23 protein-coding genes and 1 pseudogene are annotated in these 24,358 nt (G+C 65.6%); 11 read left to right on the forward strand and 13 right to left on the reverse strand.

The features are described from left to right. The first annotated feature begins 1 nt into the window (after position 1). On the forward strand, positions 2–2,209 hold the full coding sequence (gene treY / locus BST47_RS01120; protein WP_083123353.1) for a malto-oligosyltrehalose synthase: 2,208 nt from the start codon (positions 2–4) through the stop codon (positions 2,207–2,209). Then, positions 2,202–3,929: a malto-oligosyltrehalose trehalohydrolase gene (gene treZ, locus BST47_RS01125; protein WP_083123354.1), complete on the forward strand. Its 1,728-nt coding sequence runs from the start codon at positions 2,202–2,204 to the stop codon at positions 3,927–3,929. The genes treY and treZ overlap by 8 nt, the downstream gene beginning before the upstream one ends. Here the strand turns inward: treZ and ilvA are convergent. After that, positions 3,926–5,206 carry a threonine ammonia-lyase IlvA gene (ilvA, locus tag BST47_RS01130; protein ID WP_083123355.1) on the reverse strand — a complete coding sequence of 427 codons (1,281 nt, stop codon included), beginning with the start codon at positions 5,204–5,206 and terminating at the stop codon, positions 3,926–3,928. The genes treZ and ilvA overlap by 4 nt on opposite strands. 45 nt (positions 5,207–5,251) lie before the next feature. After that, complete coding sequence (locus tag BST47_RS01135) at positions 5,252–5,689, reverse strand: nitroreductase family deazaflavin-dependent oxidoreductase (RefSeq protein ID WP_083123356.1); 438 nt, start codon at positions 5,687–5,689, stop codon at positions 5,252–5,254. A gap of 90 nt (positions 5,690–5,779) precedes the next feature. Here BST47_RS01135 and BST47_RS01140 point away from each other — a divergent pair, with 90 nt between their 5' ends. After that, a complete protein-coding gene (locus tag BST47_RS01140) occupies positions 5,780–5,974 on the forward strand; it encodes a hypothetical protein (protein ID WP_083123357.1) in 195 nt (64 codons plus the stop codon). A 53-nt stretch (positions 5,975–6,027) separates the two neighbouring features. On the opposite strand, the gene BST47_RS01145 is transcribed toward BST47_RS01140, so the two are convergent. After that, positions 6,028–6,264, reverse strand: a complete 237-nt coding sequence (locus BST47_RS01145) for a hypothetical protein (RefSeq protein ID WP_083123358.1) — start codon at positions 6,262–6,264, stop codon at positions 6,028–6,030. Positions 6,265–6,400: 136 nt separating this feature from the next. Further along, positions 6,401–6,802: pseudogene (locus tag BST47_RS01150) on the reverse strand (SRPBCC family protein). Positions 6,803–6,873: 71 nt separating this feature from the next. Between BST47_RS01150 and BST47_RS01155 the strand changes: the two are divergent. Continuing rightward, on the forward strand, positions 6,874–7,572 hold the full coding sequence (locus BST47_RS01155; protein WP_420094015.1) for a hypothetical protein: 699 nt from the start codon (positions 6,874–6,876) through the stop codon (positions 7,570–7,572). Between the two features lie 4 nt (positions 7,573–7,576). Here BST47_RS01155 and BST47_RS01160 read toward each other — a convergent pair whose 3' ends face one another. From BST47_RS01160 to BST47_RS01170, 3 genes are all read right to left on the reverse strand, one after another. After that, positions 7,577–8,374 carry an isocitrate lyase/PEP mutase family protein gene (locus tag BST47_RS01160; protein ID WP_083123359.1) on the reverse strand — a complete coding sequence of 266 codons (798 nt, stop codon included), beginning with the start codon at positions 8,372–8,374 and terminating at the stop codon, positions 7,577–7,579. After that, complete coding sequence (dnaE, locus tag BST47_RS01165; RefSeq protein ID WP_083123360.1) at positions 8,374–11,907, reverse strand: DNA polymerase III subunit alpha; 3,534 nt, start codon at positions 11,905–11,907, stop codon at positions 8,374–8,376. The genes BST47_RS01160 and dnaE overlap by 1 nt, the downstream gene beginning before the upstream one ends. Before the next feature lie 67 nt (positions 11,908–11,974). Continuing rightward, positions 11,975–12,538 (reverse strand): carboxymuconolactone decarboxylase family protein, encoded by a 564-nt coding sequence (locus BST47_RS01170; protein ID WP_083123361.1) that lies wholly within the window; start codon positions 12,536–12,538, stop codon positions 11,975–11,977. Positions 12,539–12,649: 111 nt separating this feature from the next. Here BST47_RS01170 and BST47_RS01175 point away from each other — a divergent pair, with 111 nt between their 5' ends. Then, a complete protein-coding gene (locus tag BST47_RS01175) occupies positions 12,650–12,916 on the forward strand; it encodes a winged helix-turn-helix transcriptional regulator (RefSeq protein WP_234809555.1) in 267 nt (88 codons plus the stop codon). Here BST47_RS01175 and BST47_RS30575 read toward each other — a convergent pair. The 4 genes from BST47_RS30575 to lspA are packed head-to-tail and all read right to left on the reverse strand — an operon-like array spanning position 12,843 to position 15,465. Beyond that, complete coding sequence (locus tag BST47_RS30575; protein WP_165799723.1) at positions 12,843–13,022, reverse strand: hypothetical protein; 180 nt, start codon at positions 13,020–13,022, stop codon at positions 12,843–12,845. The two genes, BST47_RS01175 and BST47_RS30575, sit on opposite strands and share 74 nt — an antisense overlap. A gap of 9 nt (positions 13,023–13,031) precedes the next feature. After that, positions 13,032–13,967, reverse strand: a complete 936-nt coding sequence (gene rarD / locus BST47_RS01180) for an EamA family transporter RarD (protein ID WP_083123363.1) — start codon at positions 13,965–13,967, stop codon at positions 13,032–13,034. After that, complete coding sequence (locus BST47_RS01185; RefSeq protein ID WP_083123364.1) at positions 13,964–14,893, reverse strand: RluA family pseudouridine synthase; 930 nt, start codon at positions 14,891–14,893, stop codon at positions 13,964–13,966. Before BST47_RS01185 ends, rarD begins: the two co-directional genes overlap by 4 nt. Next, complete coding sequence (lspA, locus tag BST47_RS01190; RefSeq protein ID WP_083123365.1) at positions 14,890–15,465, reverse strand: signal peptidase II; 576 nt, start codon at positions 15,463–15,465, stop codon at positions 14,890–14,892. Before lspA ends, BST47_RS01185 begins: the two co-directional genes overlap by 4 nt. A gap of 42 nt (positions 15,466–15,507) precedes the next feature. Here lspA and BST47_RS01195 point away from each other — a divergent pair, with 42 nt between their 5' ends. Beyond that, the gene (locus BST47_RS01195; protein WP_083123366.1) at positions 15,508–16,431 is read left to right on the forward strand and encodes an asparaginase; all 924 of its coding nucleotides are present in this window, start codon (positions 15,508–15,510) and stop codon (positions 16,429–16,431) included. 29 nt (positions 16,432–16,460) lie between these two features. Here BST47_RS01195 and BST47_RS01200 read toward each other — a convergent pair whose 3' ends face one another. Continuing rightward, the gene (locus BST47_RS01200) at positions 16,461–17,819 is read right to left on the reverse strand and encodes a DNA polymerase IV (RefSeq protein WP_083123367.1); all 1,359 of its coding nucleotides are present in this window, start codon (positions 17,817–17,819) and stop codon (positions 16,461–16,463) included. Positions 17,820–18,133: 314 nt separating this feature from the next. Between BST47_RS01200 and BST47_RS30580 the strand changes: the two genes are divergently transcribed. The 5 genes from BST47_RS30580 to BST47_RS01225 all read left to right on the forward strand — a co-directional run bounded on the left by BST47_RS30580 (position 18,134) and on the right by BST47_RS01225 (position 23,225). Further along, complete coding sequence (locus tag BST47_RS30580) at positions 18,134–18,838, forward strand: hypothetical protein (RefSeq protein ID WP_083123368.1); 705 nt, start codon at positions 18,134–18,136, stop codon at positions 18,836–18,838. Positions 18,839–20,063: 1,225 nt separating this feature from the next. Further along, positions 20,064–20,819, forward strand: a complete 756-nt coding sequence (locus BST47_RS01210; RefSeq protein ID WP_083123369.1) for a hypothetical protein — start codon at positions 20,064–20,066, stop codon at positions 20,817–20,819. Continuing rightward, a complete protein-coding gene (locus tag BST47_RS01215) occupies positions 20,810–21,844 on the forward strand; it encodes a TIGR03617 family F420-dependent LLM class oxidoreductase (RefSeq protein WP_083123370.1) in 1,035 nt (344 codons plus the stop codon). The genes BST47_RS01210 and BST47_RS01215 overlap by 10 nt, the downstream gene beginning before the upstream one ends. Positions 21,845–21,857: 13 nt before the next feature. Next, positions 21,858–22,064: an RNA-binding S4 domain-containing protein gene (locus BST47_RS01220; protein WP_083123371.1), complete on the forward strand. Its 207-nt coding sequence runs from the start codon at positions 21,858–21,860 to the stop codon at positions 22,062–22,064. 153 nt (positions 22,065–22,217) lie between these two features. Next, the gene (locus BST47_RS01225; protein ID WP_083123372.1) at positions 22,218–23,225 is read left to right on the forward strand and encodes an abortive infection family protein; all 1,008 of its coding nucleotides are present in this window, start codon (positions 22,218–22,220) and stop codon (positions 23,223–23,225) included. 15 nt (positions 23,226–23,240) lie between these two features. Here BST47_RS01225 and BST47_RS01230 read toward each other — a convergent pair whose 3' ends face one another. Next, positions 23,241–24,182 carry an abortive infection family protein gene (locus BST47_RS01230; RefSeq protein WP_083123373.1) on the reverse strand — a complete coding sequence of 314 codons (942 nt, stop codon included), beginning with the start codon at positions 24,180–24,182 and terminating at the stop codon, positions 23,241–23,243. Positions 24,183–24,358 lie beyond the last annotated feature (176 nt).

Below are 24,358 nucleotides of genomic sequence, written 5' to 3' on the forward strand. Positions count from 1 at the left end.
CATGCATCCACTCTCTACGTACCGACTCCAAATGCGCGGCGACTGCTTCACATTCGCCGATGCGGAGAACCAACTCGACTACCTCGATGCGCTCGGCGTTTCCCACCTCTATCTGTCCCCGATTCTCACCGCCGCCGAAGGTTCGACACACGGCTACGACGTCACCGACCCTCTGACCGTCTCGGCCGCGCTCGGTGGTGCTGACGGTTTGGCCCGATTGTCGGCGGCGGCGCGGTCGCGCGGCATCGGGCTCATCATCGACATCGTCCCCAACCACGTCGGCGTGGACGATCCGCAGCAGAACCAGTGGTGGCTGGATGTGCTGACGCGGGGCCGTGATTCGCCGTACTCCTCCTACTTCGACATCGACTGGGACCTGGATCCCGAGGGCCGCATCGTGCTGCCGGTGCTGGGCGAGGACGGCGACGACCCGCCGCCGGGCTATCCCGCCGACAACACGCACTATCGAGCGATCGGCTGGCGCAACGGCATCTGCGGGTATCGGCGCTTTTTCTCCATCACGTCGCTGGCCGGCCTGCGTCAGGAGGACCGCGCCGTCTTCGACGCGACGCACGCCGAGGTCAAACGCTGGTTCGACGAGGGGCTTGTCGACGGTATCCGGATCGACCACCCCGACGGATTATCCGATCCCGCAGGTTATCTCGGATGGCTGCGCGAACTGGTCGGACCGCAGGCATGGATCGTCGTCGAGAAGATCCTCGCCGTCGACGAACCGCTGGAACCCACGTTGCCCGTCGACGGCACCACCGGGTACGACGCGCTGCGCGAAATCGGCGGCATATTCGTCGACCCCGCCGGAGCGGGCGCCCTGACCGGTCTCTTTGACTCCGCGGGACAGGCCTACAGCACGATGCCCGCACTGGCCACCGAGCTCAAGGTCCAGGCCGTCACCGATACCCTCAAGAGCGAACTGGCCCGGCTCTGCCGCACGATCACGGCCGCGACCGGCGCCGACCACCCCGATGTGCCCATCGCCGTGGCGACGCTGCTCAGTCACATCGAGGTCTACCGCTCCGACTACCGTGGGCTGTCGCTGGTACTGCCGATCGCCTTCGCTGATGCCGCCGCCGAACGGCCCGAGCTTGCACCCGCTTTCGCGATCATCGCATCCGCCCTGGCCGTCAGCACCGAGACCAACGTGCGGCTGCAGCAGCTGTGCGGTGCGGCGACGGCGAAGTCGATGGAGGACTGCCTGTTCTATCGCGACGCACGGTTGGTGTCGCTGAACGAAGTCGGTGGCGAACCACAGCGCTTTGGTGTCAGCGTCGCCGAGTTCCACCGACGTGCCGCGGTGCGCGCGCAGATGTGGCCGCACGCCATGGTCGCCTTGACGACCCACGACACCAAGCGCGGCGAGGATGTGCGCGCGCGCATCGGAGTCCTGTCGCAGATACCGGCGCTGTGGGCGGAGCTGGCCGGTAAGTGGGCGCTGGCCGCCCCACCACCGGATGCCGCCACGGGACTGTTCCTGCTGCAGAACATGTTCGGGGTATGGCCTGTCGACGGGATCATCGGCGCCCAGCTACGCGAACGGCTGCACGGCTACGCCGAGAAGGCCATCCGGGAGGCCGGGACGCACACCACCTGGAACGAGCCGAACGACGAATTCGAGTCCGCGGTTCACACCTGGATCGACGCCGTACTGGACGGCCCCGTCGGTGCCGAGATGACGTCGCTGGTAGCACGCGTTGACCTTCACGCGCGCAGCGACGCCCTTGGCCAGAAGCTGATCGCACTCACCGCGCCCGGCGTTCCGGACATCTATCAGGGCACCGAGTTGTGGGAGGACAGCCTCGTCGACCCCGACAATCGCCGGCCGGTGGACTACACAGCGCGCACGCGCGCACTGGAGGCGTTGCGGCATCCGAAGATTCGGGTTGTGGCCGCGGCATTGCGGCTGCGGCGGGAGCGCGCCGCCAGCTTCAGCGACGGTGGCTACACACCGGTGCGGGCGGACGGCCCAGCAGCCGACCATCTGGTGGGATTTCTTCGCGGCGACGATGTGCTAACCGCCGTCAGTCGGCACACGGTGCTCCTTTCGGAAACCGGTTGGGGCGACACCGCATTGGATTTGCCTGGCGGTCAGTGGACCGACCGCATCTCGGGAGCGCGGTTCAGCGGCCGGGTGCTCGCCGTTGAGTTGTTCGCGGAACTGCCCGTTGCCCTGCTGGAGCGCACCGATGGCTGAATTCGCGGTGTGGGCGCCCATTCCCGAGCGGGTCCGGGTCGACGTGGACGGCACCCTGCACGAGATGACCGGATCGCCCGACGGCTGGTGGCGCGCCGACGTCGACGCCGGCACCGGGGCGCGCTACGGTTTCGTCCTCGACGACGACCCGACAGTCCTGCCGGATCCCCGGTCCCCGCGTCAGCCCGATGGTGTTCATGCCCGATCGGCGCTCTGGCAGCCCGACGCCGGCGCATGGACCGATGGCAACTGGGCCGGCGCATCGATCGAAGGCCGGGTGATCTACGAACTGCACATCGGGACGTTCACGCCGGGCGCGACGTTCGATTCGGCGATCGAGAAGCTGGACTATCTGGTGGATCTCGGCGTCGACTTCGTCGAAGTGATGCCTGTGAACGCCTTCGGCGGAACGCACGGCTGGGGCTACGACGGCGTGCTGTGGTACGCGGTGCACGAACCGTACGGCGGGCCAGACGCGCTGGTTCGCTTCATCGACGCATGCCACCGGCGCGGGCTTGGTGTGCTGATCGACGCGGTGTTCAACCACCTCGGGCCGTCGGGGAATTACCTACCGCGGTTCGGTCCCTACCTTTCCTCGGGCAGCAACCCATGGGGCGAGTCGATCAACATCAGCGGGCCGGATGCCGACGAAGTGCGCACCTACATCCTGGACTGCGCACTGCGGTGGATGCGCGACTTCCACGCCGACGGCCTGCGCCTCGACGCCGTACACGCCCTCGTCGACACGACGGCCATTCACATTCTCGAGGAGCTGTCCGCCGAAACCGACGCGCTGGCCGAAGAGTTGGGCCGGCCACTGTCGCTGATCGCCGAAAGCGACCTCAACGATCCTCGGCTGATCACCCCGCGCGAACACGGCGGCTTGGGGATGACCGCACAGTGGGACGACGACATCCACCACGCGATCCACGCCGCCGTCTCGGGCGAACGTCAGGGCTACTACTCGGATTTCGGTTCGGTGGAAACGCTGGCGCAGACGTTGCGGCACGGGTACTTCCACGCCGGCACGTACTCGTCGTTCCGGCACCGGCGACATGGCCGCCCGCTGGACACGGCGACGATCCCGGCGACCCGGCTGCTCGCCTACACGCTGACCCATGATCAGGTGGGTAATCGAGCGTGCGGCGATCGCCCGTCGCAGAACCTCACCTTCGGCCAGCTGGCGGTCAAGGCTGCGCTCGTACTCGGATCTCCCTACACCGGAATGCTGTTCATGGGCGAGGAATGGGGCTCGTCGTCGCCTTTTCAATTCTTCACCTCCCACCCCGAGCCCGAATTGGCCAGAGCCACCGCCGAGGGTCGCAAGCGTGAGTTCGCCGAGCATGGGTGGGATGCAGACGAGATCCCGGATCCACAGGACCCCGCCACCTACGAACGTTCCAAGCTGAAGTGGCAAGAGATCGACGAGGCCGAACACGGCCGGCTGCGTCACGTGTACCGGCAGCTGATCTCGTTGCGGCACACCGAGCCCGACCTCGCCGATCCGTGGTTGGACAACATGCAGGTCGACTACGACGAGGATCGGCGGTGGATCGTGATGCAGCGCGGGTCGCTGGCCATCGCGTGCAACCTCGGGACCGAGGCCGTCGAAGTTCCCATCGCCGGCGAGGTGGTGCTGGCGTGGGATGAGCCGGCGGCGGTCGACGCGAATTCGACGTCGTTGCCCGCTCGATCGTTCGCGATCCTTCGTCGTTCCTAGAGCAGGTAGCGATACGCAGGCGAGCCGGGCTCCAACGTTTCGACGTGGATGTCGGACGCCTTCATCCGCTCGAGGAGACCGTCGAAGTCGGTGGCCGAACCGAGTTCGATACCCACCAGCGCCTCACCGGTTTCGCGGTTGTTGCGCTTGACGTATTCGAACAGCGTGATGTCGTCGTTGGGGCCGAGCACCGTGTCGAGGAACCGCCGCAACGCACCCGGCTCCTGCGGGAAGTCCACCAGGAAGTAGTGCTTGAGTCCGAGGTGCACCAGCGAGCGTTCGAGCACCTCGCCGTAGCGGGACACGTCGTTGTTGCCGCCCGAGATCACGCACACCACAGTCGATCCGGGCTCCAGCCGCGCCTCGAGCAGGGCGGCCACCGACAGCGCGCCCGCGGGCTCGACGATGATGCCCTCGTTCTGATAGAGGTCGAGCATTGCGGTGCAGATTGCGCCCTCGTCGGCGGTGGTGATCGAAACCATGTCTCCCGCCGCGGCCAGGACAGCGTAGGTCAGCGTGCCCGCACGGTTCACCGCCGCGCCGTCCACGAACTGGTCGACATGCTCGAGGGTCACCGGCTGCCCAGCGGCCAGGGCGGCGATCATCGACGCCGCACCTGCCGGCTCGACGCCGAGCACCGACGTGTTTCTGGTCCGTTCGGCCATATAGGTGGTGATGCCGGCGATGCAGCCGCCGCCGCCGACCGGAACGATGACCAGATCCGGTTCGTCGTCGAGCTGGTCGAGAATCTCGGTGGCGATCGTGCCCTGCCCCGCCATCGTGCGCAGATCGTCGTACGGCGGGACCAGCGTTGCTCCGGTGCGCGCGATGTCGTCCAGCGCCGCTGCTGCGGCCTCGTCGTAGGTATGGCCCGTCACGATCAGCTCGATGAACTCGCGCCCGTGATACCGGATGCGGTCACGCTTCTGCTTGGGCGTGTTACCCGGCACATAGACCCGGCCGCGGATACCCATCGAGCGGCAGGCCATCGCGAAGCCCTGCGCGTGGTTGCCCGCCGATGAGCACACGACACCGGCGGCGATCTCCTCGGCCGACAGCTGCATGAGAAGGTTGTGGGCGCCACGCAGCTTGTACGACCGCACCGCCTGCTGGTCTTCGCGCTTGAGGTAGACGTTCGCGCCGGTGGCCTCCGACAACCGCTCGCTGAACTGCAGCGGGCTCCGCTGGACCACATCGGAAATGCGCTGAGCGGCCGCATCGATGTCGGCCGCGGACAGCGACGACGCGATCGGGCTCTGGCTCAGTTCAGCGGACACCGATCAATGGTGCCACCTACCTAGCCGTTCTCCGAAATGGACGCGTTAGCCAACCGGGGTCAACACGAACACGGGGATCTGCCGGTCGGTCTTGGTCTGGTACTCCGCGTAGTCGGGCCACGCCTCGACCGCACGCTCCCACCAGACCGCCTTTTCGTCGCCAAAGACCTCGCGAGCCTCGTAATCCCTCGTCACAGCGCCGTCCTGCAGCTCGACGCGAGGGTGCGCCTTGACGTTGAAGTACCAGACCGGGTGCTTCGGCGCACCGCCCAACGATGCGACAACCGCGTACTGGCCATCGTGTTCCACCCGCATGAGCGGGGTTTTCCGGATCTTGCCGGTCTTGGCACCGATCGTGGTCAGCAGGATGAGGGGCTTGTCCTTCATCTCGATGCCCTCGGTGCTGCCTGTCTGCATGATCTTATCGGCGTGGTCGCGGACCCAATCCCACGGACTGGCCTCGTACTCTCCGGAAAGTGGCATGTCAGACAGCTTAGGCCGACTACAAAAAGTGAGTCACCTCATCCGGCGTTTCGGTTGCCCGAAAACTCTCTTACGAGCTATCGTCAAACCATGACCGTGCGCGACCAAGTGAGTATCGCCGGAGTTCCCTGGCCGGTGTACAAGGTGCTCGCCCTGGCTGTGGCGGCAATAGTGCTCGTCATCGTTGCCGTCGCAACGGCAAGCGCTGCACCGGCGGTGCTGGCCGCAGCGGCCGCCGGCACCGTGGTGTGGCTGGGCCTCGGCGCCTTCCAATCGACTGACTGAGCTGCTGACAAATCAGGCCCTCCCGAATAGGGAGGGCCTGACTCGTATCTGGATCAGCGGTGGTAGCCCGGGACCTTGGCCTCGACGCGCGCCACACCGTGCAGGTGGTGCGCAGGCGCGGGGTGGGCCTTGACGACGGGCGAATACGAGTAACCCGGGCCGCTCGGTGCGGTCGAGGTGGCCGCGTTGGCCATCCCCGCCATTCCCAGGCCGGCTGCGCCGATGATGCCGGCCGACATGATCGGCAGTGCGATGAAACGGGCGATCCGGGTGTTGAAGTTGGTGGTCATTGCGGTGCTCCTGCTTTAGTGCTTCGCGCCGGTTTGCCGGCGTGACTAAAGAATGCCGTGGCCAGGCCGTCCGGTCTGTCCGCCGATCGGCCGCTACACCGGGGGAATTCACGTGTCCCCCGATCGGGGGAACCGACTACGCCTCAACCAGACTCTTCAGCGTGGCCAGGTCGGCTGCGACGGCGGCGACATCGCCGGCGAAGTCTTCATCGGTCATGCCCGGGCGCCGCCGAACGGAGAACACCACCTCACATGCCGCCTCACCGACTCCGGCGGGGACGACCCGAAACGGGTTGTACACCTGCTCCCCCGACGGCATCCGTACCACGTGGTCCAGCACCCCGAACTCATTCGGCGGGGCGAACTCGACTGTCACGGTGCCCATCGGCGAATCAGCGACCTAGCCCTGCGGGCCCTGCCGGAGCTCGCCGGCGGCCAGGCCGGCCGCCCACCGCGGCCAGGTCTGCGGGTCCGCCGCGAATTCGTAGACGACCTCGGGTGCAACGTCGATCCAAATACTGACGTGTCGCGATTCCATACCTCCATCGTGGCGCACACACTTGCCGGATGGACACCACACCCGAACCCCCGAAGCCGGTCGAGGAGTTCATGCGTCGCGCCGAGGCGATGGCGTCGGACGCTGAACTCCGCGTTCCCTCGTGGCTGCGTCCCGGCGACCCCGAGAACCGGATGCCGGTGCTGACGGCCCTGCTGGTGGCGATCGCCCTGCAACTCGCGATACCGAAGAGCTACACCGTGGTTCCCCGGTGGCCACTGATCGCCATGGAGATCCTGCTCCTCATTGTGTTGGTGGGTCTGAACCCGTTGCGGCTGAAGCGTCAGACGACATTCGGTACGTGGGCTAGCTACGTGCTGCTGGCCGCCATCACGATCGACAACAGCCTGTCCGCGCTGATCCTTGACATCCGCATTCTGTCCGGCGAGGTGAGCAACAACGCCGCTGTCCTGCTCGGCAGTGGCGCCGCGATCTATGTCACGACCGTCATCGTGTTCGGGATCTGGTACTGGGAGTTGGACCGCGGTGGGCCGTTCGCCAGGCGCCAGGGCAGCCGTCCCTACCCCGACTTCATGTTTCCGCAGATGACGGAACGTGAACTGGCGCCGCCGAACTGGCGTCCGGAGTTCTTGGATTACCTGTACGTCAGCATCACCAATGTGGTGGCGTTCTCGCCGACCGACACCATGCCGATGACACGTCGGGCGAAGGTGATGATGACCGCGCAGGCACTCATTTCGTTCACGACGTTGGCACTCGTCATCGCAAGAGCGGTGAACGTTTTGGGCTGAGTGTTCAGTTCGTGAACAGGCCGTTGAGCTCGTCGAAGCTCGCCGCGTCTGCCAGCCCCGCGAACGACCCGTCGTCGACGATGCGGCGGGCGGCCGAGAGGAACGCGCCCCACGCGACACGCGTCAACGCGGATCCGACGCTGACCCGCCGCACCCCGAGTTCGGCCAGATCGTTGACCGTCAGCCCCGTATCCGATGACATCAGCACGTTGACGGGCGCGGGGCGCAGGGCGTCGACGAGGGCGGAGATGTCTTCTCGCGTCCGCACTCCCGGTGCGTAGAGCACATCTGCTCCCGCCTCCGAGAAAGCCTGCAACCGAGTGATCGCTTCGCCCAGCGGATCGGGGTGATCGTAGAGGAAGCACTCCGCGCGTGCGGTGAGGAGTACGTCGGCGCCGTCGATTGCGGCGTACGCGACGCGTACCCGTTCAACGGCCTCCGGCACCGAATACAGCGGCTCCTCGGCGCCGCCTCTCGTGTCCTCGAGGGACAAGCCGGCGACACCGGTTGCCACACATCGCCGAACGTTGGCGGCCAGCCCGTCCAGATCATGGGCGTATCCGGCCTGGAAGTCGGCGTTCACCGGCAACTCGACCGCGTCGACGATCTCGGCGATGTTGCGCAGCGCGCCCTCCACACCCAGCGCGGTCGGCGTATCGGGTAACCCCCGTGCAAAACAGGCACCGGCACTCGTCGTGGCCAGCGCGGGAAAGCCCATGGCCGCCAGCGCGATCGCCGTCCCGCGGTCCCACGGATTCGGAATGACGAAGCAGCCGCGTTCGTGCAGTTCGCGAAACGACATCAGCCCAGGCAGCCGGGGCCCAGCAGCGCCTTCAGATCACCCATCAACGCCGATGACGCCGTCACCCTCAGGGATGCGTCGAGTTCCAGGGTGGTGATGCGCTCGCCGCTGATCAGCCGCAAGTGCACCTGCGCGGTTCCGGGATGACGGGCCAGCACCTGCTTGAGTGCGGTCACCTTGTCGACCGTGCATTGACGGGTCGGCAGTGTGACGGCCACTGGTCGATTGACCTGCGCACTCGAAAAATCAGGTACGACAAGGTCGTTCGCGATCAGTGAGATCCGGTCGTCACGGATCGCAACCTTGGCACCCACGAGGACCACCGCATCATCGGCGATCTCGGCACCGAACGTCGAGTACGTCTGCGGAAAGAACAACACCTCGATACCGCCGGTGAGGTCTTCCACTTGCGCTGACGCCCAGGGCAACCCGTTCTTGTTGACCCGCCGGTTGACCGACGCCAGAATGCCGCCGATCCGCACCTGAGTGTCGTTGGCGACGTCGCCGTCGAGAATCGCCGGAATCGCCGTGTCGACCTGCGCCGACAGCAGATGGGCGATGCCGTTGAGGGGATGCCCGGACACATAGAGGCCAAGCATCTCGCGCTCCAGCGCGAGCTTGTGCTTGTCCTCCCACTCCTCGTCGGGCACCTTGATCGTGAAGACCGCGTCGGTGGCCGTGTCCGCACCGCCGAACAGGTCGAACTGACCCATCGCCTCGGCCTTCTTCGTCCCGAGCACCGAATCGACCGCATCGGTATGGATCAGGAACAGGCCCTTGCGCGGATGCCCCAGCGAGTCGAACGCGCCCGCCTTGATCAGCGATTCAGTGACCTTCTTGTTGCAGGCGGTGATATCGATCTTGTTGAGGTAGTCCGAGAAGTCGATGAACTTGCCCTTGTCGGTGCGCGAACCGATAAGCGAAGCAACGACATTCGCGCCGACGTTGCGCACCGCGCCCAGCCCGTACCGGATGTCCTCACCCACCGAGGCGAAGTTGAGGCTCGACTCGTTGACATCGGGCGGCAGCACCGTGATGCCGAGTCTGCGGCAGTCGGCGAGGTAGACCGCCGCCTTGTCCTTGTCGTCGCCGACCGACGTCAGCAGCCCGGCCATGTACTCGGCCGGGAAGTTGGCCTTCAGGTAGGCGGTCCAGTACGACACCAGGCCGTAGCCGGCGGCGTGCGACTTGTTGAAGGCGTAGTCGGCGAACGGCAGCACCGTGTCCCACAGCGCCTTGATGGCCGCCGCCGAGAATCCGTTGGCCTTCATGCCGTCGGAGAAGCCCTCGAATTCCTTCTCCAGGACTTCGCGCTTCTTCTTGCCCATGGCTTTTCGCAGGATGTCCGCTCGGGCGAGCGAGTAGCCGGCGACCTTCTGCGCGATGCGCATGATCTGCTCTTGGTAGACGATCAGACCGTATGTCTCGGCGAGGATCTCGCGCAGCGGTTCTTCCAACTCTGGATGGATGGGCCTGATCGCCTGGCGGTTGTTCTTACGGTCGGCGTAGTCGTTGTGGGCGTTCATGCCCATGGGTCCTGGCCGGTACAGCGCGATGACCGCGACGACGTCCTCGAATCCGGTGGGCTGCATGCGGCGCAGCAGATCGCGCATCGGGCCGCCGTCGAGCTGGAACACCCCGAGCGTGTCCCCGCGGCCCAGCAGCGCATACGCAGCCGGGTCATCGAGCGGCACACTTTCGAGGTCTAGATCGATTCCGCGGTTTGCGCGGATGTTCTCCAGGCAGTCGCCGATGATCGTGAGGTTCCGCAGGCCGAGGAAGTCCATCTTCAGTAGACCGATGGCCTCGCACGAGGGGTAGTCCCAGCCGGTGATGATTGCGCCGTCCTGCGGCCGTTTCCACAGCGGAATCGCGTCGACCAGCGGCTCGCTGCTCATGATCACCGCGCACGCGTGCACGCCGGCGTTACGGACCAGGCCCTCCAGACCGCGCGCCGTCTCGTAGATGGTGCGCACGTCGGGGTCGGTGTCGATCAGCCCGCGAACCTCGGCGGCCTCCTTGTACCGCTCGTGGTTCGGGTCCGTGATGCCGGACAGCGGGATGTCCTTGGCCATGATCGGCGGCGGCAGCGCCTTGGTGATCCGGTCGGCGATCGCGAAGCCGGGCTGGCCGTAGTTGACACGGGCCGAATCCTTCAGCGCCGCTTTGGTTTTGATGGTGCCGAAGGTGATGACCTGGGCCACCCGGTCGCTGCCCCACTTGTTGGCCGCGTAGCGCAACATCTCGCCGCGACGACGGTCGTCGAAGTCGATGTCGATGTCGGGCATCGACACACGTTCGGGGTTCAGGAACCGCTCGAACAGCAGGCCGTACGGGATGGGGTCGATGTTGGTGATGCCCAGCGCGTAGGCGACCAGCGATCCCGCGGCCGAACCTCGTCCCGGTCCCACCCGGATCTCGACCGAGCGCGCGTAGTTGATGAGGTCGGCGACGATGAGGAAGTACGACGGGTAACCCTTTTCGCAGATGACCTTGATCTCGAAGGCGGCCCGCTCGATGTACTCGGTGGGTACCGCCGCGCCGGGGAAGCGGCGCTGCAGACCGGCGTCGACCTCATGGCGCAGCCAGCTCGCCTGGTCGTGACCGTCGGGAACCGGGAAGATCGGCATCCGGTCTTTCGGCGTCCAGACGTCGGCGTAGCTCTGCACCCGTTCGGCGATCAACAGTGTCGAATCACATGCTCCGGCGACCTCGCCGTCCCACAGCGCGCGCATCTCGGCGGCCGATTTCAGGTAGTAGCCGTCGCCGTCGAACTTGAACCGATTGGGGTCCGACAGCGTCTTGCCGGTCTGCACACAGAGCAGCGCCTCGTGGTTACGGGAGGCGTCGCGGGTGACGTAATGGCAGTCGTTGGTGGCCAGCGGCGGGATGCCGAGCTTCTGGCCGATCTCCAGCAAGCCCTCGCGGACCCGGCGCTCGATGTCCAGGCCATGGTCCATCAACTCGAGGAAGAAGTTGTCGGGTCCGAAGATCTCCCGCCACCTGGCGGCCGCCTCGAGTGCCTCCCGTTCGTGCCCGAGCCGCAGCCGCGTCTGCACCTCACCCGACGGGCAGCCGGTGGTCGCGATGATGCCATCGGCGTGCTCGGCGATGATCTCGGCGTCCATGCGCGACCACTTGCCGAGCTGACCCTCGAATGACGCCAGCGACGACAGCTTGAACAGGTTGCGCAAACCGGTCGCATTCTCGGCGACCATCGTCATGTGGGTATAGGCGCCGCTGCCCGACACGTCGTCGGACTTCTGCGACGGGTCGCCCCACAGGACGCGTTTGGTGTCGAAACGTGAACCCGGTGCGATGTAGGCCTCGACGCCGATGATCGGCTTGATGTCCACGTCGGTCGCGGCGTTGTAGAACTCGCTGGCGCCGAACATGTTTCCGTGATCCGTCATGCCGATCGCGGGCATTTCGAGCCGTTGCGCCTCGGCCAGCATCGGCGTGACCTTCGCGGCACCGTCCAGCATCGAATACTCGGTGTGGTTATGCAGGTGCACGAAGGACTGCGAGTTCATAGGGACGCCAGTCTATGGCGGTCCTCCGACAGATCTCGGCGTGTCGCGGTGCGTGTCTTGCCGCCCGTCAATTGGCAGGAAACCGCCGCGCGCCGGCCTCCAGTGGGAGCCTCAATCCGTTGACCAGGTAGCTGACAGTTCGGTACGTTCCGGCCAGCAGGATCAGCTCGATAATCGCCTCGTCGCTGTAATTGGCCGCCAACGCCGACCACAGGTCGTCATCGATCGTGCAATTCTCCTGCAGCCCGTCGCACAGCCGAATCAGCAATCGATCGGCGTCGTCCCAACAGGCGTCATCGGGTCCCCCGGTGACCAGCGACGCAATCTGAGCATCGGTGAAGCCGGCCTTTGCTGCGTAGGCGGCAACGTGCACACCCCATTCGTATTCGGCTCCGCAGGATGCGGTGACTCGATCGATGACGACCTCGCGTTGCCGGATCGTCAGATGGCCGCGATCGAGCAGTCCCGAATTGAAGAATTTGAAGAATAGACGCCGATCACGGGCCATGGTCGTGAAGAGCGTCAGCGGTGGGGCGCCCCGCATGACGGCGTCGACGGCTTCCTGCATATCGCGCGGTAGCGGCGTCGGTGCCGGCCCGATGCGGGCGCTATGATTTTTATAGCTAACCATACTTGCGACTCTAAGCGCCTCTGCTACAAAATGTAAAGCATGACGTCGCCGAAGATCGGCTCCCCGGCCCGCGGGTCGCAATCGGGCAGACCGATCATGGTGGCGCTGGACATGCTGGGCAGACGCGGAGCGCTGCGCGTGCTGTGGGAGTTGCGAAGCGGCCCTTTGACATTTCGCGCACTTCAAACCGCGTGCGACAGCAATCCCGGCTCATTGAACACGAGGCTGAAGGAACTGCGCACACTCGAAATCGTCGAACATGACGCGGGCGGCTACCGGCTCACCCGACACGGGATTGGCCTTATCAGGGCTCTACGACCCCTGCAGACGTGGGCAGATGAGTGGGCTGCCGATCAGGACGCAGCCGATCCAACCTGAGCAACCGCTTGACCTCGGCTTTCGGCGGAAGTTGCCAGCCGAGTTGGGCGACGACACCAGCCGCGACGAGGCCTGCAACCATCGCGGTGAACCAGAAGCCGGGCATGCCCCAACGCTAGGGCGCTGGAGGCGCCAAGGAATCGGGTGTTTCCCTATGTTCTGGTTCGCGTTCCGGGCCCTTCGACGACGTGGTGCGCGCCCGCCACAGCGCGTCGGCGCTGAACACCAACAGGGCGAGCCAGATGAGCGCGAATCCCAGCCAGCGCGCGGGCGGCATCGGTTCGTGGCCGACGAATATGCCCCAGGTCAGTTGCATCGCCGGGGTCAAGTAGAACAACAGCCCCATCGTCACCAGCGGCAGCCGCTGAGCCGCCGCGGCGAACAACAGCAGCGGCAGCGCCGTCACCGCACCAGAAACGACGAGAAGCGCGATGTGGTCGGCGCCGAAGTCGGTGAAGGTACCCGGTCCCGAGTGCTCGAGCACGGCGATATAAGCCAGCGCGAATGGTGCCGCCACTGCAGCTTCCACACCGACGCTGACCCGCGGATCGGTCGGTACCACCTTCTTCACCGCACCGTACAGTCCGAACGACAGCGCCAGCCCGAGTCCGATGACCGGGGGTGCGCCGACCTCCACGGTGAGCACCACCACGGCGACCACGGCGATCGCCAACGCGCCGAGCTGAGCACGGTTGAGCTTCTCGCGAAAAATCAACAGCCCCAACGCGACAGTGACCAACGGGTTGATGAAGTAGCCCATTGCGGCGTCGACGACGTGGCCGTTGTTGACGGCGTAGATGTAGATGCCCCAGTTGATGGAGATGAGCGCCGATGCGCACACCAGCAACAGCCATACCCGAGCCGTCATGGCCCGGAGGTCGCGAAACCGGCGCGCCGCGGCGATGACGAAGACCATCAGCACGCTCGTCCACACGATCCGGTGTGACAGCACTTCGAGCGCACTCGCCGGTTTCAACAGCGGAAAGAACGCGGGGAACACACCCCACATGGCGTAGGCGCCGATGCCGTAGAGAAGTCCCGTCGTTCTCACAGTTCGTGGTGGCGCAACACCTCGAGTGCGTGCTGCAGATCAGGTGGGTACGGACTGGTGATCTCGACGCGGCGCCCGTCGGCGGGATGCGCGAACGCCAAGGAGCAGGCGTGCAGCCACTGGCGTTCCAGCCCGAGCTTGCGGGCCAGCGTCGGGTCCGCGCCATAGGTGAGGTCGCCGGCGCACGGATGGTGCAGCGCCGCGAAATGCACCCGGATCTGGTGGGTACGGCCGGTTTCCAGCTCGATGTCGAGCAGGCTGGCGGCTTGATGCGCTTCCAGCGTGTCGTAGTGGGTGATGCTGTGCCTGCCACCTTCGGTGACCGCGAACTTCCAGTCGTTCGAGCGATGGCGCCCGATCGGCGCGTCGATCGTTCCGCTGGACGGATCGGGATGACCCTGCACCAGTGCGTGATAACGCTTTTCGACGGTGCGCTGTTTGAACGCGCGCTTGAGCACCGTGTAGGCGCGCTCCGACAATGCCACCACCATCACGCCGGAGGTGCCGACGTCGAGTCGATGCACAATGCCCTGGCGCTCATGGATTCCAGATGTGCTGATGCGAAACCCTGCCGCGGCGAGGCCGCCGAGCACCGTCGGCCCGCTCCAACCGACCGTCGCATGCGCCGCGACGCCGGGCGGCTTGTCGACCGCGACGATGTCGGAATCGGAGTACAGGATCGACATGCCGTCGATCGCGACGGGCGTATTCTCCACTGGGGCAGGCGCTTCCGGCAGGCGAACTTCCAGCCAGGCCCCGGCGACCAACTTGTCGGATTTCCCCGCGGGCGCACCGTCGACGTCGACGCCGCCGTCTTCGGCCAGTGCCGCCGCGGCCGTCCGTGACAGCCCGAGAAGCCGCGCCAGACCCGCGTCGACGCGCATGCCTGCCAGCCCTTCCGGGACCGGCATCGAGCGCGTGGTCACTCTGACGTGTCGCCCGTACGGCGCCCGACGGTGTCGAAGTCGAAACCGAACAGCGACAGCGCCACGAGCAGAATCGCCCCGCCGACCACCGACGGGTCGGCGACGTTGAACACCGGCCACCACCCGACGGAGAAGAAGTCGACGACGTGGCCCCGCAGCGGGCCGGGCGACCGGAAGAATCGATCGACCAGGTTGCCCATCGCCCCGCCGAGGATCATCCCGAGGCCAAGTGCCCACCACGGCGAAACCAGGCGACGGCCCATCCAGATGATCCCGATGACGACCGCGGTAGCGATCAGCGTCAGCACCCAGGTGTAGCCGGTGGCCATCGAGAACGCGGCACCCGAATTGCGGACGAGGGTCCACGTGACGGTGTCACCGATGATCGAGACGGGCTGGCCGGGGGTGAGCAGCCTCACGGCGAGCACCTTGGTGACGATGTCGGCGATCAACACGATTCCCGCGACAGTCAGCAGCAGCCGCAGTCGGCGCCGGGGCGCGGGCTGCTCCTCCTGCGTCGGCGCCTCGGGCCCAGTCGTGGCCTCGTCCGACGCCGGGGATTCATCGGTCACTCCCCCATCATTCCAGGGCCGGAATACGTAAGAATTCCACCCATGGCTCGCCTCGTCGTCATCACCACCGGCGGCACCATCGCCACCAGCGCTGACGCCCGCGGCGTGAAGCGTCCGACCCGAACCGGCGCCGACCTGACTTCCGGGCTCGACGTGCAGGTCGTCGACCTGATGGCGGTGGACAGCTCGATGCTCACCCTCGCTGACTGGGACCGGATCAGCGCGGCGGTGCGCTCTGCGTCAGACGCCGACGGCGTCGTGATCACACACGGCACCGACACCATGGAGGAAACCTCGCTGTGGCTGGAGCTGACGTATGACGGGCGGGCCCCGGTCGTGCTCACCGGGGCGCAGCGCAGTGCCGACGCCCCCGACGCCGATGGTCCGGCCAATCTGCGCGATGCGCTGACGGTCGCAGCGAGCCCACCCGCGCAGGGGCTGGGTGCACTGGTGAGTTTCGCGGGCACGGTGTGGCAACCTCTCGGCCTGCAGAAGGTCGCGACGGCGGATCTGCGGGGCTTCGCAGGGGTGGCGATCGGCTCGGTGTCGGATGCGACGTTCGCGGTAGGGGCCACCAAGGACCGCCCGTTCCTTGCGGCCGCCTCGGCGGCCGATGCGCCGAGGGTGGACACCATCGCGGTGTATCCGGGCGCCGACGCTGTGGCGATGGACGCGTGCGTCGCCGCGGGGGCTCGGGGTCTGGTGCTGGCGGCGCTGGGTTCGGGCAACGCGGGCGCCGCCGTGATCGAAGCCGTGCGACGGCACCGCCGCGACGGTGTCGCCGTCGCGGTGTCGACGCGCGTGCCCGATGGACGGGTCAGCCCCGGGTACGGCCCGGGCCGTGAGCTCGCCGACGCCGGCGCGATCATGGTGCCGCGGCTGCGTCCGCCTCAGGCCCGCGTCCTGCTGATGGCCGCGCTGGCGGCCGGTTCGCCCGTCGCCGACGTGTTCGCGCGCTGGGGCTGATGTGCGGGAATCGTGAACGTTTGGTTCGGCTAACTCTGGTGGCGGCTGAGCTCGTCGAGATAGTCCGCCCAATCCAGGCTGTCGACGGGGTTGGCCCGGGCGATCTCCGGATCGTCCGCGCGCAGCGTGTGTACCGGGCCCGGTCCGGTTCCGCGCGTCTCGAAACGCACCGTCATCACGCCGTGACCGGCGCCCTGGATCCACCCGTGCCCGTGGGTGGTGTGCACGACGTCGTCTCCGATCCGCCAGGCCGGCGGCGTGGCTGTGGTTTCAGTCAGCGTCGGCGGCAACTGCGAGCCGGACACCTCCTCCGCCAGCAACTCGAGATCGGGGAACAGCGACTCCTGCTGAACCTCCGACAGTCCTGAAAAGCCAACGCCGACAAGGCGGATGGGCCCCACCTCGATCGGGTCGAGCAGCAACCGCCGAGCGGTCGCAATCAGGGTGGCGGCATCGGTGATGGCGTACGGCAGCGTGGCCGACCGGGTGAGGATTCCCATGTCGGACTTCTTCAGCTTGACGGTGATGGTGCGCGCGCCGCGACCGTCCTTCTGGAGCCGGGTGTGGGCGTGCTCGCCGATGCGCGCTACGGCTTCCCGCAGCTGGTCGAGGGTCGTGAGGTCCTCGGGAAACGTCGATTCGGCGCTGATCTGCTTGGCGGGGGAATTCTCGGCGACGGGCCGGTCGTCGATGCCGCGCGCGAGCCGGTGCAGCGCCGCGCCGACAGTGCCGCCGAGGATGTCGGCGACTTCGGCATCGCTCAGTGCGGCGAACGCCCCGATGGTGTCGATGCCGAGTCGGTGCAGCTTTTCCTCGGCGACCGGTCCGATGCCCCACAAGCGGCGCACGGGCAACGCGTCGAGCAGCACCCGCTCCTCGCTGCGCGAGACCACCCGGATGCCGTTGGGCTTCGCGAGGTCCGAGGCGATCTTGGCGACCTGCTTGCCCGATCCGGCGCCGACTGACGCGACGAGCCCCGTTTCGTCGAGCACCCTGGACTTCAACGTCCGGCAGAACGTTTCGACGTCGTCGGCCGAGGCGCCCGCGAGTTCGGCCGGCTCACCGAATGCCTCGTCGAAGGAGAGCTGCTCGAGCACCGGGACGAAGCCGCGCACGGTGTCGAACACGCGGCGGCTGGCGACGCCGTAGACGACACCACGCGGCGGCAGGACCACGGCGGTGGCGCCCACCATTCGCCTGGCCATGTGCATGGGCATCGCGGAGCGGGCGCCGAACACCCGGGACTCATAGCTCGCGCCGGCGACCACCCCGCGGCCGCCCAGCCCACCCACCAGCACCGGCCTGCCACGGAGGGTGGGTCGGGTCAGCTGCTCGACCGACGCGAAGAACGCGTCCATGTCGAGATGCAGCACCCACCGACCTTCCACATCCGCCGATGCTATTTCGGTAAGAGTTGACCCGTTGTCGTAGGCCCTGCAGCGCCGCCCAACCAGTTTGAGGCTGGATGTTTTCGACCGCTCCCGCGACGTCCAGGTGGGCCTGGTCTGTTCGGAGGTAGGGCAAGCGCTGCTCGCTCAGCAGAGGCCACCGTGTGATGGCTGCCGCTCCTGGCCGAGCCAACTCCATCTATCGGCGTTGGTGGCTGGTATCGGTTGACTGAGCCCTCCCACTCTTGCTGGGAGGCCAGCCCCGCCTTTAGGGCGTGGGCAAGTCGGTAGTTGACTCGTGCGGTGCGTGGATTATGCGCATCGCCGAATTCGACACAGGCTGCCAGGGCCGCCGAGACAACGTCACGATCGGCGTGCAGCCCGCAGTGGAAGCACCGGTGAATGCGTTGCGCCAACGTCTTGTTCACCCGCTGTCCGCACAGGCAGTGCTGACTCATCGCGGTGGTGCGGGTCGCGGCCCGATCCAAGCGGCCACCGGTGGCATCGCATTCAGCAGCCAGTGCCGCGGCAAGCATGCCAGGACTGAAAAGGGCAATCCTCTTGCCCCACAGTCGGGCCCAGGTAGTGATCGTGGCTTGCTCCACCGTGATGTAGTTGCCGTGCAGTGTCACGATCCGTGCCGCGATGTGGCGGGCTCGGGCCTGTTTCGCTTGTCGCGTAGCTCGCGTCTCGGCGGCGTGATCCGTACGAATGCGCCAATATCTCGTGGAAAGCGTGTCACGCGAATAGGCGTGTATTGGCACGCCATCAGATCGCGCGGTACGCGCACCTCCAGGGTTCGCGACCGTCTTGACCTGCAAACCTTTTGCGGCTCGCCGTTGCCCCCGCTTCCGCTGGCGCGCCGAGGGTCCGTACTGATCAGCATTGGTGTTCCGCCGGGAGCGGTCCAGAGCCCGCTGGCGATCGCGGGCCCGCTTGGCTGCCCGCTTCGCGGCCTGCTGCTGTCTGACGGTGAGACTGATCGCGCTCACTATCAACTGCTGCGGCTGAACCTGTGAGAAAGATGCCAGCGTGAGGTTGGAAACGTTCACGTCGAGTCCGGCGCGACGGTCACTAGGGATAGTTGCCCGCCGAGCACGGTTGCCCGGCGACACATAGCCAGTCGTGCGGGTCAACAGATGCGCGTAATAGCGCCATCCTCCAGGCGCCTTCCGATCTCGGACTCGCACCATGTCGATCTTGTGCCACACCGCTGGGTCGGCCAAGAAATGGCGGAGGTGCGCCCACTGCCCCGCCCCCTGAGGCAGCCGAACCGGCATTACTAGATCGCCAGCGGGAAGGCCGGTGAACACCACTGTCAAAGGCCCAGTATGGGTGCGCCACGATCCACGCGGGTGCGATGGGATCGGCATCTTGCGAGGCTGAGCCAAAATGGAACTGCCTGCCGGTTCAGTGGCGGCGTCAGTCGCGTTCGTCACCGTTGTTGTCAGATCGGGATGGCGGAAGTCGCGTAGGTGTCCTTCGAGGGTCCCGACTAGGCGCCAGGTTTCCCAGATAGGTATGTCCTTCGTATACGAGCGAGCCCGGCCCGGGATTTTGTTGAATCTCCACCACGATCCGATCTTCGGCGCACCGTGGCGGTGCCCAGCCGAATCAGTAAAAAGGTGGCGATCAATTGCTTCCCACACTTCGTCGGCGACATGCTGGCCGACAGCCTTGGTCAAGTGATCGCGCATCCATCCGCTTGCCTCAATGTGGGCCCTAGCTGCAGCTTCAAGAGCCTTGCGTGACAACCCCAGACGCTCCCGTGCAGCCTTCGGATCCGCACTGCGCTCGCGATGAGCAGCCCAATATGCCCGACATCGCGCCGCCGCGTCGCGCTGCAATGCCCGCCGCAACTGAAAAACGGCGGACCACTGCGACTGAACCCGCCGTCGAACCACCGAGTCGCTGAGATCCAGCTCGAGGCGAATTACTGCCACCGGGCCCTCGTACTTGTACATCGGGCCCTTCGACTTTCCTCGCCTGCGCGGCACAACGTCATCACTTCTCGAGGGGGGAGAGTCAGCCGGCGTCGATGCCACGCTAGTGATGAAACCATCGATCACCGACAGTGACCGCTCGCCGCAACAACGAACCGATGGCTGGGTTAGCTACGCACGGTCTATCTAGTGCGCGAAACAACTCCTCGCGGATCGATTGCCACAGTCTCTCGGTCACGAATCGGGCTCTGGAAATTCAGCTTCAATGCGCAATCACGATTCAGCTCCTAGCCTGACGTCCATGGCGCAACGTGTCGGTCAACGGAGTGGCTTCGGCCGGTGGGTCGACCACTTCGAAGCCAACGAAGACGTGCACCGCCGGGTGGACGCCGCGATCGACTTCGACGCCGACTGCACCGTCCCCGAGACCGTGCGTCGGCCGCTGATCGCCTCGGTACGCCGATTCCAGCTGGGCGAGAGCGGCGACGGCCGGCAGCTGATCCGCAATGCCGAACGAGCGGGCGACTCCGAATACGTGAGTGCGATAACCCTTTTCGTCGCCGAAGAGCAGCAGCATGCCGCGCTGCTCCTGCGGCTGCTCGGATACCTCGGTGGCGCCCCGATGAGCAGACACTGGTCAGACGCGATCTTCGTCCGCTTACGCCGTCTGCTGGGCCTGCGCACCGAGTTGATGGTGCTGACCGTCGCCGAGGTCGTAGCCCTGTCCTATTACGGGGGCCTGGCCGCGGCGGGTCCGGATCCGGTGACGCGCGCCGTCGCCGCGCGGATCGTCGACGACGAGAACGCCCACGTGCGGTTTCAGCGCGACCGCCTGAGTGCCGGTTTCGCGGATTCGCGGGCATCGATGCGCGCGCTCGCCCTGGGCCTGTGGTGGGTGGTCGCAATCGGTGCGACGGTGGTCGTCGCCGTTGATCACCGGGGCGTGCTCGACGCGATCGGCTATCGACGCACCACGTTCGTCCGCGACGTCCTCGCCGATTTCTCGGGGCTGGCGGCAGCCGTCATGTTCGACCGAAAGTCCTTGTCGTGGACGTGATCACATCGCTCCCAGCGAGCGCGGAGCTGAGCGAAGTCGCCGACGAGGCGCAACGCATCGAGGAGATGGGCTTCGATGCCGTCCACGTATCCGAGACCGTTCGCGATCCATTCGCCGTCTGCACCCTCGCGCTGGAGCACACCACGACGCTGGTGGTCCGGACCAGCATGGTGGTCGCTTTCGCCCGCAGCCCGATGGTCACCGCCTACGCGGCGTGGGAACTGGCCCGCTACTCCGGTGGCCGCTTCGAGCTCGGCGTCGCCACGCAGGTGAGGGGCAACGTCGTCGGACGGTTCTCGATGCCGTGGACCGACCCCGCCGCGCAGCTGCGTGACTACGTCGCATCCCTGCGCGCGATTTTCGCCGCCTTCGCGAACGGCCAGGGTGTGGACTACCACGGCAGCCACTACACATTCACCCGGCTGCAGCCGTACTTCAATCCGGGTCCGATCGAGACGGCTCCCCCGCCGATCTGGACCGGCGGCGTCAACCGCAGGATGTGCCGACTCGCCGGCGCCGTCGCCGACGGCTTCGTCGCGCATCCCACCAGCTCGCACCCTGCGGTGCTGCGCGAGTACGTCCTGCCCGCGCTCGCCGACGGTGCGGCTAAGGAGGGGCGTACCGACGACGGCCCGCGGCTGGTCGTCGTGCCGCGCGTCATCTCGGGACGTGACGACGCGGCTGTCGCCGCCGCGCGTGACGAGCTGCGGACCGAGCTCGCCTTCCTGTACTCCACGCCGGCGTATCAGCGCACACTCGAGCTCTTCGGACTGAGCGACGTCGCGGCCCGCCTCAGCGAGCACGCCCGTCGCAAGGAATGGTCCGCGCTCGCGGACGTACTCACCGATGACGTGGTGAGTCAACTCGTTCCACAGGGGACCTACGAGGAGCTACCCGGCGTTCTCGCGTCCTGGTACGCCGGGGTGTGCGACGGCATCTCGCTTGACGTGCCGTCTGATCCGGCCGATGACGACGAGTTCACCTCGATGCTCGGTCGCGTCAAGACGATCCCGTCCCGGGTCTAGGGACAGGTACCACGTGGACGATGTGCCGATTCGCGACGAGACGATCCGCTTGGGTCAGTTCCTGAAACTGGCCGGGTTGATCGACAGCGGAGCGGACGCCAAGGCGGTCGTCGCCGACGGGATGGTCATCGTCAACGACGCAGTCGAGCGCCGCAGAGGCCGACAGCTCCGCTCGGGTGACACCGTGGAGTTCAACGGCCGTCGCGCCCGGGTGAGCTGACCTTTGCGATCGTCACCCGCACGCCGTCGCCGATGCCGCTGCCTGGAAGATCTGGCTTGCTGCGTCGCTAGGATCCTCCAATGGTTCATTCTCAAGTGACGCCTGCGCCGTCGTCATCCCGCCCGGGCGTTTCAATAGCGAAGATCAGGCACTGTGTCATCTGAGTCAGACAGCTTCGACCGCGTCCGACTCGAACGGCCCGCGCACCTTCCCGATCACCACTGGCTCGCAATCGACACCGAAATTCGGCGTTTGCGCCGGTCTCTGGCGACAGACGACGGCCCTCAGGCCCTCAGTGACATCAAATGCCTGGTGGAGAGCATTGCACGCGTGGTCCTGGACATCGATGGGACGCCGGCAGCCTCGAGCGAAGCGTTCAATTCTATTGTTGGACAAGCACATAGCCGGCTCAAGGGTCAGCCAGGTCCCGAACTCGCCAACGACACGGCGTTCGGCGACCTAGCTACCCAGGCAAGCAAGATCGCTCGACAGCTTGGCAACATACGCAACGAGTTCGGAGGTGGGCACGGCAGAGCAAGAGTCCCGAGTTTCTCCGACGAGATGGTCGTGCTCGCACTCGATGGTGGCCTGCTATGGGCACGATGGGCCCTTCGACGCCTGGGCTATTTCTCCGAAGGACGACCCGAAGCCCTCATCGATGCCCTGATGGGCAGCGCGCAGACGTTTCGTGCAGGCGACCTTCGACGACGGCTTCTGGCGGCTCGCTTGCCTCACTTAGAATCGCGATATCAACGCAGCATTGGGATTGCGGTTGGGCAGCGTGCTGCGCGGCAAACATTCGTCGTCCATTGGGATGGTGTAGAGCCATGCCTCAGCTCGGATGATCTTGCGACTTGGCCGCGCGATTACCGCGTCGGGGTTGCCTACGGGCTATGGTTCGACCCAGATGGCAATGTCACGCTGACACCGGAGTCGGCGAGGGAGGCTTTGCTAGTTCTCGATCCAGTCGCGGACTGCTCCGCCGACCTAACCGACTGGGTATCGCGCATTGTCATGGCCCGCGCGGGGATCAGTTATGAGCGGACGATGTCGGCTTATGAGATCTCAGAATTTATTCGCGACAGGACTGCGTCGCGTCCGCCAGAGGAGCGCGCCGCGCTCGTTTCACTGGCGGATGTCATCAACCCACCGCTCTTTTGACTCCTAATCGGTGCTTCAACGGCGCACCTCCAGTTGCCCCGAGCTCGCTCTTGCCTGCCAGGTATCAAGAACAAACTCCGCAATCGTCACGGTCGCGTTTAGTGCCAGTCGGGCATGTCGCGCCAGCGCAACGCTCCTTCTTGACTTCCCGTGTCCGATACCAAGTTCATTTCGGAGTTCGGCAAGGGATTGCACTGTCGTAACGAGCGTCCGCAGAATCTGTTGCGCGCTCGCACTTCCACGCACACTCTGTGGTACTGATTCCGCTTTGAGCTCGAGCAGCGACGCCACTTTCCTGTAGAGCTGCGGGATGTCGTCGCTCGTGTCATGGTCAATATCTGCACCGTCGAGGATGATTCGAAAAAGACTCTCGATGAGATTCTTCGACGAGGAGATAGCAGCGGCCGGGTCGGCTGTAAGACTGTCGCGGATTCGGGAAAGGTGCTCTTCAAGTACAGCAGGGTCCGTCAACACGTCGCGCTCGCTCAGTTTGAGTTCAGGCTTCGCGCCGTGGAACGAGCCCCGCTGACGCCATCCGTATATCGCGTGGCCACTAATCCACTCGGCGGGATACAACTCGTATCCGTCGCGAGCTAGAACTTCGTTGAACATGTTGAGTAGCCGAGCAACCTCTGCTTCGTCGCTCCGGACCACGGGATGCAGCATCTCCGCGAGAAAGCGCAGGATCAATTCGTCAGCTCCACCTTGCAACCCAAACCGCGTGTCGGTGAAGATCCAGTCGTCCTCCCAGTCCGCTGGATTGTTTACACGGTGCTGCCAAATGTCCCCGTATGCGTCCTTGAAGCGTGTGTCACGGCTCGCAATCCCCGCAAGGTCATAGATCCTCGCCAGGAAGTCTGGCTCCTCAAGTCGTCCAGCCCACGAAATCTGTTGCAAAGCAATAAGGTCGGAGATCTTGCGCCGTGTAATCTCTGAAATTCGTCTCTTCAGTGCCACCAGTCGGCCCTTCCCAGTGGATCCAGCTGACAAGCCTGTGCGTCAGCGGAAGCGAAGTCCCTCCATGTCTCCTAATCCTAAATGGATCCGCGTTAGCCGAGATCGCCGTCGCAACGTTTCACGGGCTTTAGATGGCGGCGACTGCCAAGGAGCATCTCGCCCTCCAAGACAGTGTC

The organism is Mycolicibacterium tusciae, from assembly GCF_002086795.1.
Classification (GTDB): domain Bacteria; phylum Actinomycetota; class Actinomycetes; order Mycobacteriales; family Mycobacteriaceae; genus Mycobacterium; species Mycobacterium tusciae.

Coding starts and splice junctions, on each gene's coding strand:
- treY (WP_083123353.1), top strand. CDS start 2: ATGCATCCACTCTCTACGTACCGACTCCAAATGCGCGGCGACTGCTTC.
- BST47_RS01145 (WP_083123358.1), bottom strand. CDS start 6,264: ATGACCACCAACTTCAACACCCGGATCGCCCGTTTCATCGCACTGCCG.
- BST47_RS01195 (WP_083123366.1), top strand. CDS start 15,508: ATGGCTCGCCTCGTCGTCATCACCACCGGCGGCACCATCGCCACCAGC.
- BST47_RS01210 (WP_083123369.1), top strand. CDS start 20,064: ATGGCGCAACGTGTCGGTCAACGGAGTGGCTTCGGCCGGTGGGTCGAC.
- BST47_RS30575 (WP_165799723.1), bottom strand. CDS start 13,022: ATGCCCGGCTTCTGGTTCACCGCGATGGTTGCAGGCCTCGTCGCGGCT.
- treZ (WP_083123354.1), top strand. CDS start 2,202: ATGGCTGAATTCGCGGTGTGGGCGCCCATTCCCGAGCGGGTCCGGGTC.
- BST47_RS01170 (WP_083123361.1), bottom strand. CDS start 12,538: ATGGTTAGCTATAAAAATCATAGCGCCCGCATCGGGCCGGCACCGACG.
- BST47_RS30580 (WP_083123368.1), top strand. CDS start 18,134: ATGCGCATCGCCGAATTCGACACAGGCTGCCAGGGCCGCCGAGACAAC.
- BST47_RS01135 (WP_083123356.1), bottom strand. CDS start 5,689: ATGCCACTTTCCGGAGAGTACGAGGCCAGTCCGTGGGATTGGGTCCGC.
- BST47_RS01140 (WP_083123357.1), top strand. CDS start 5,780: ATGACCGTGCGCGACCAAGTGAGTATCGCCGGAGTTCCCTGGCCGGTG.
- BST47_RS01155 (WP_420094015.1), top strand. CDS start 6,874: ATGCGTCGCGCCGAGGCGATGGCGTCGGACGCTGAACTCCGCGTTCCC.
- dnaE (WP_083123360.1), bottom strand. CDS start 11,907: ATGAACTCGCAGTCCTTCGTGCACCTGCATAACCACACCGAGTATTCG.
- BST47_RS01175 (WP_234809555.1), top strand. CDS start 12,650: ATGCTGGGCAGACGCGGAGCGCTGCGCGTGCTGTGGGAGTTGCGAAGC.
- BST47_RS01160 (WP_083123359.1), bottom strand. CDS start 8,374: ATGTCGTTTCGCGAACTGCACGAACGCGGCTGCTTCGTCATTCCGAAT.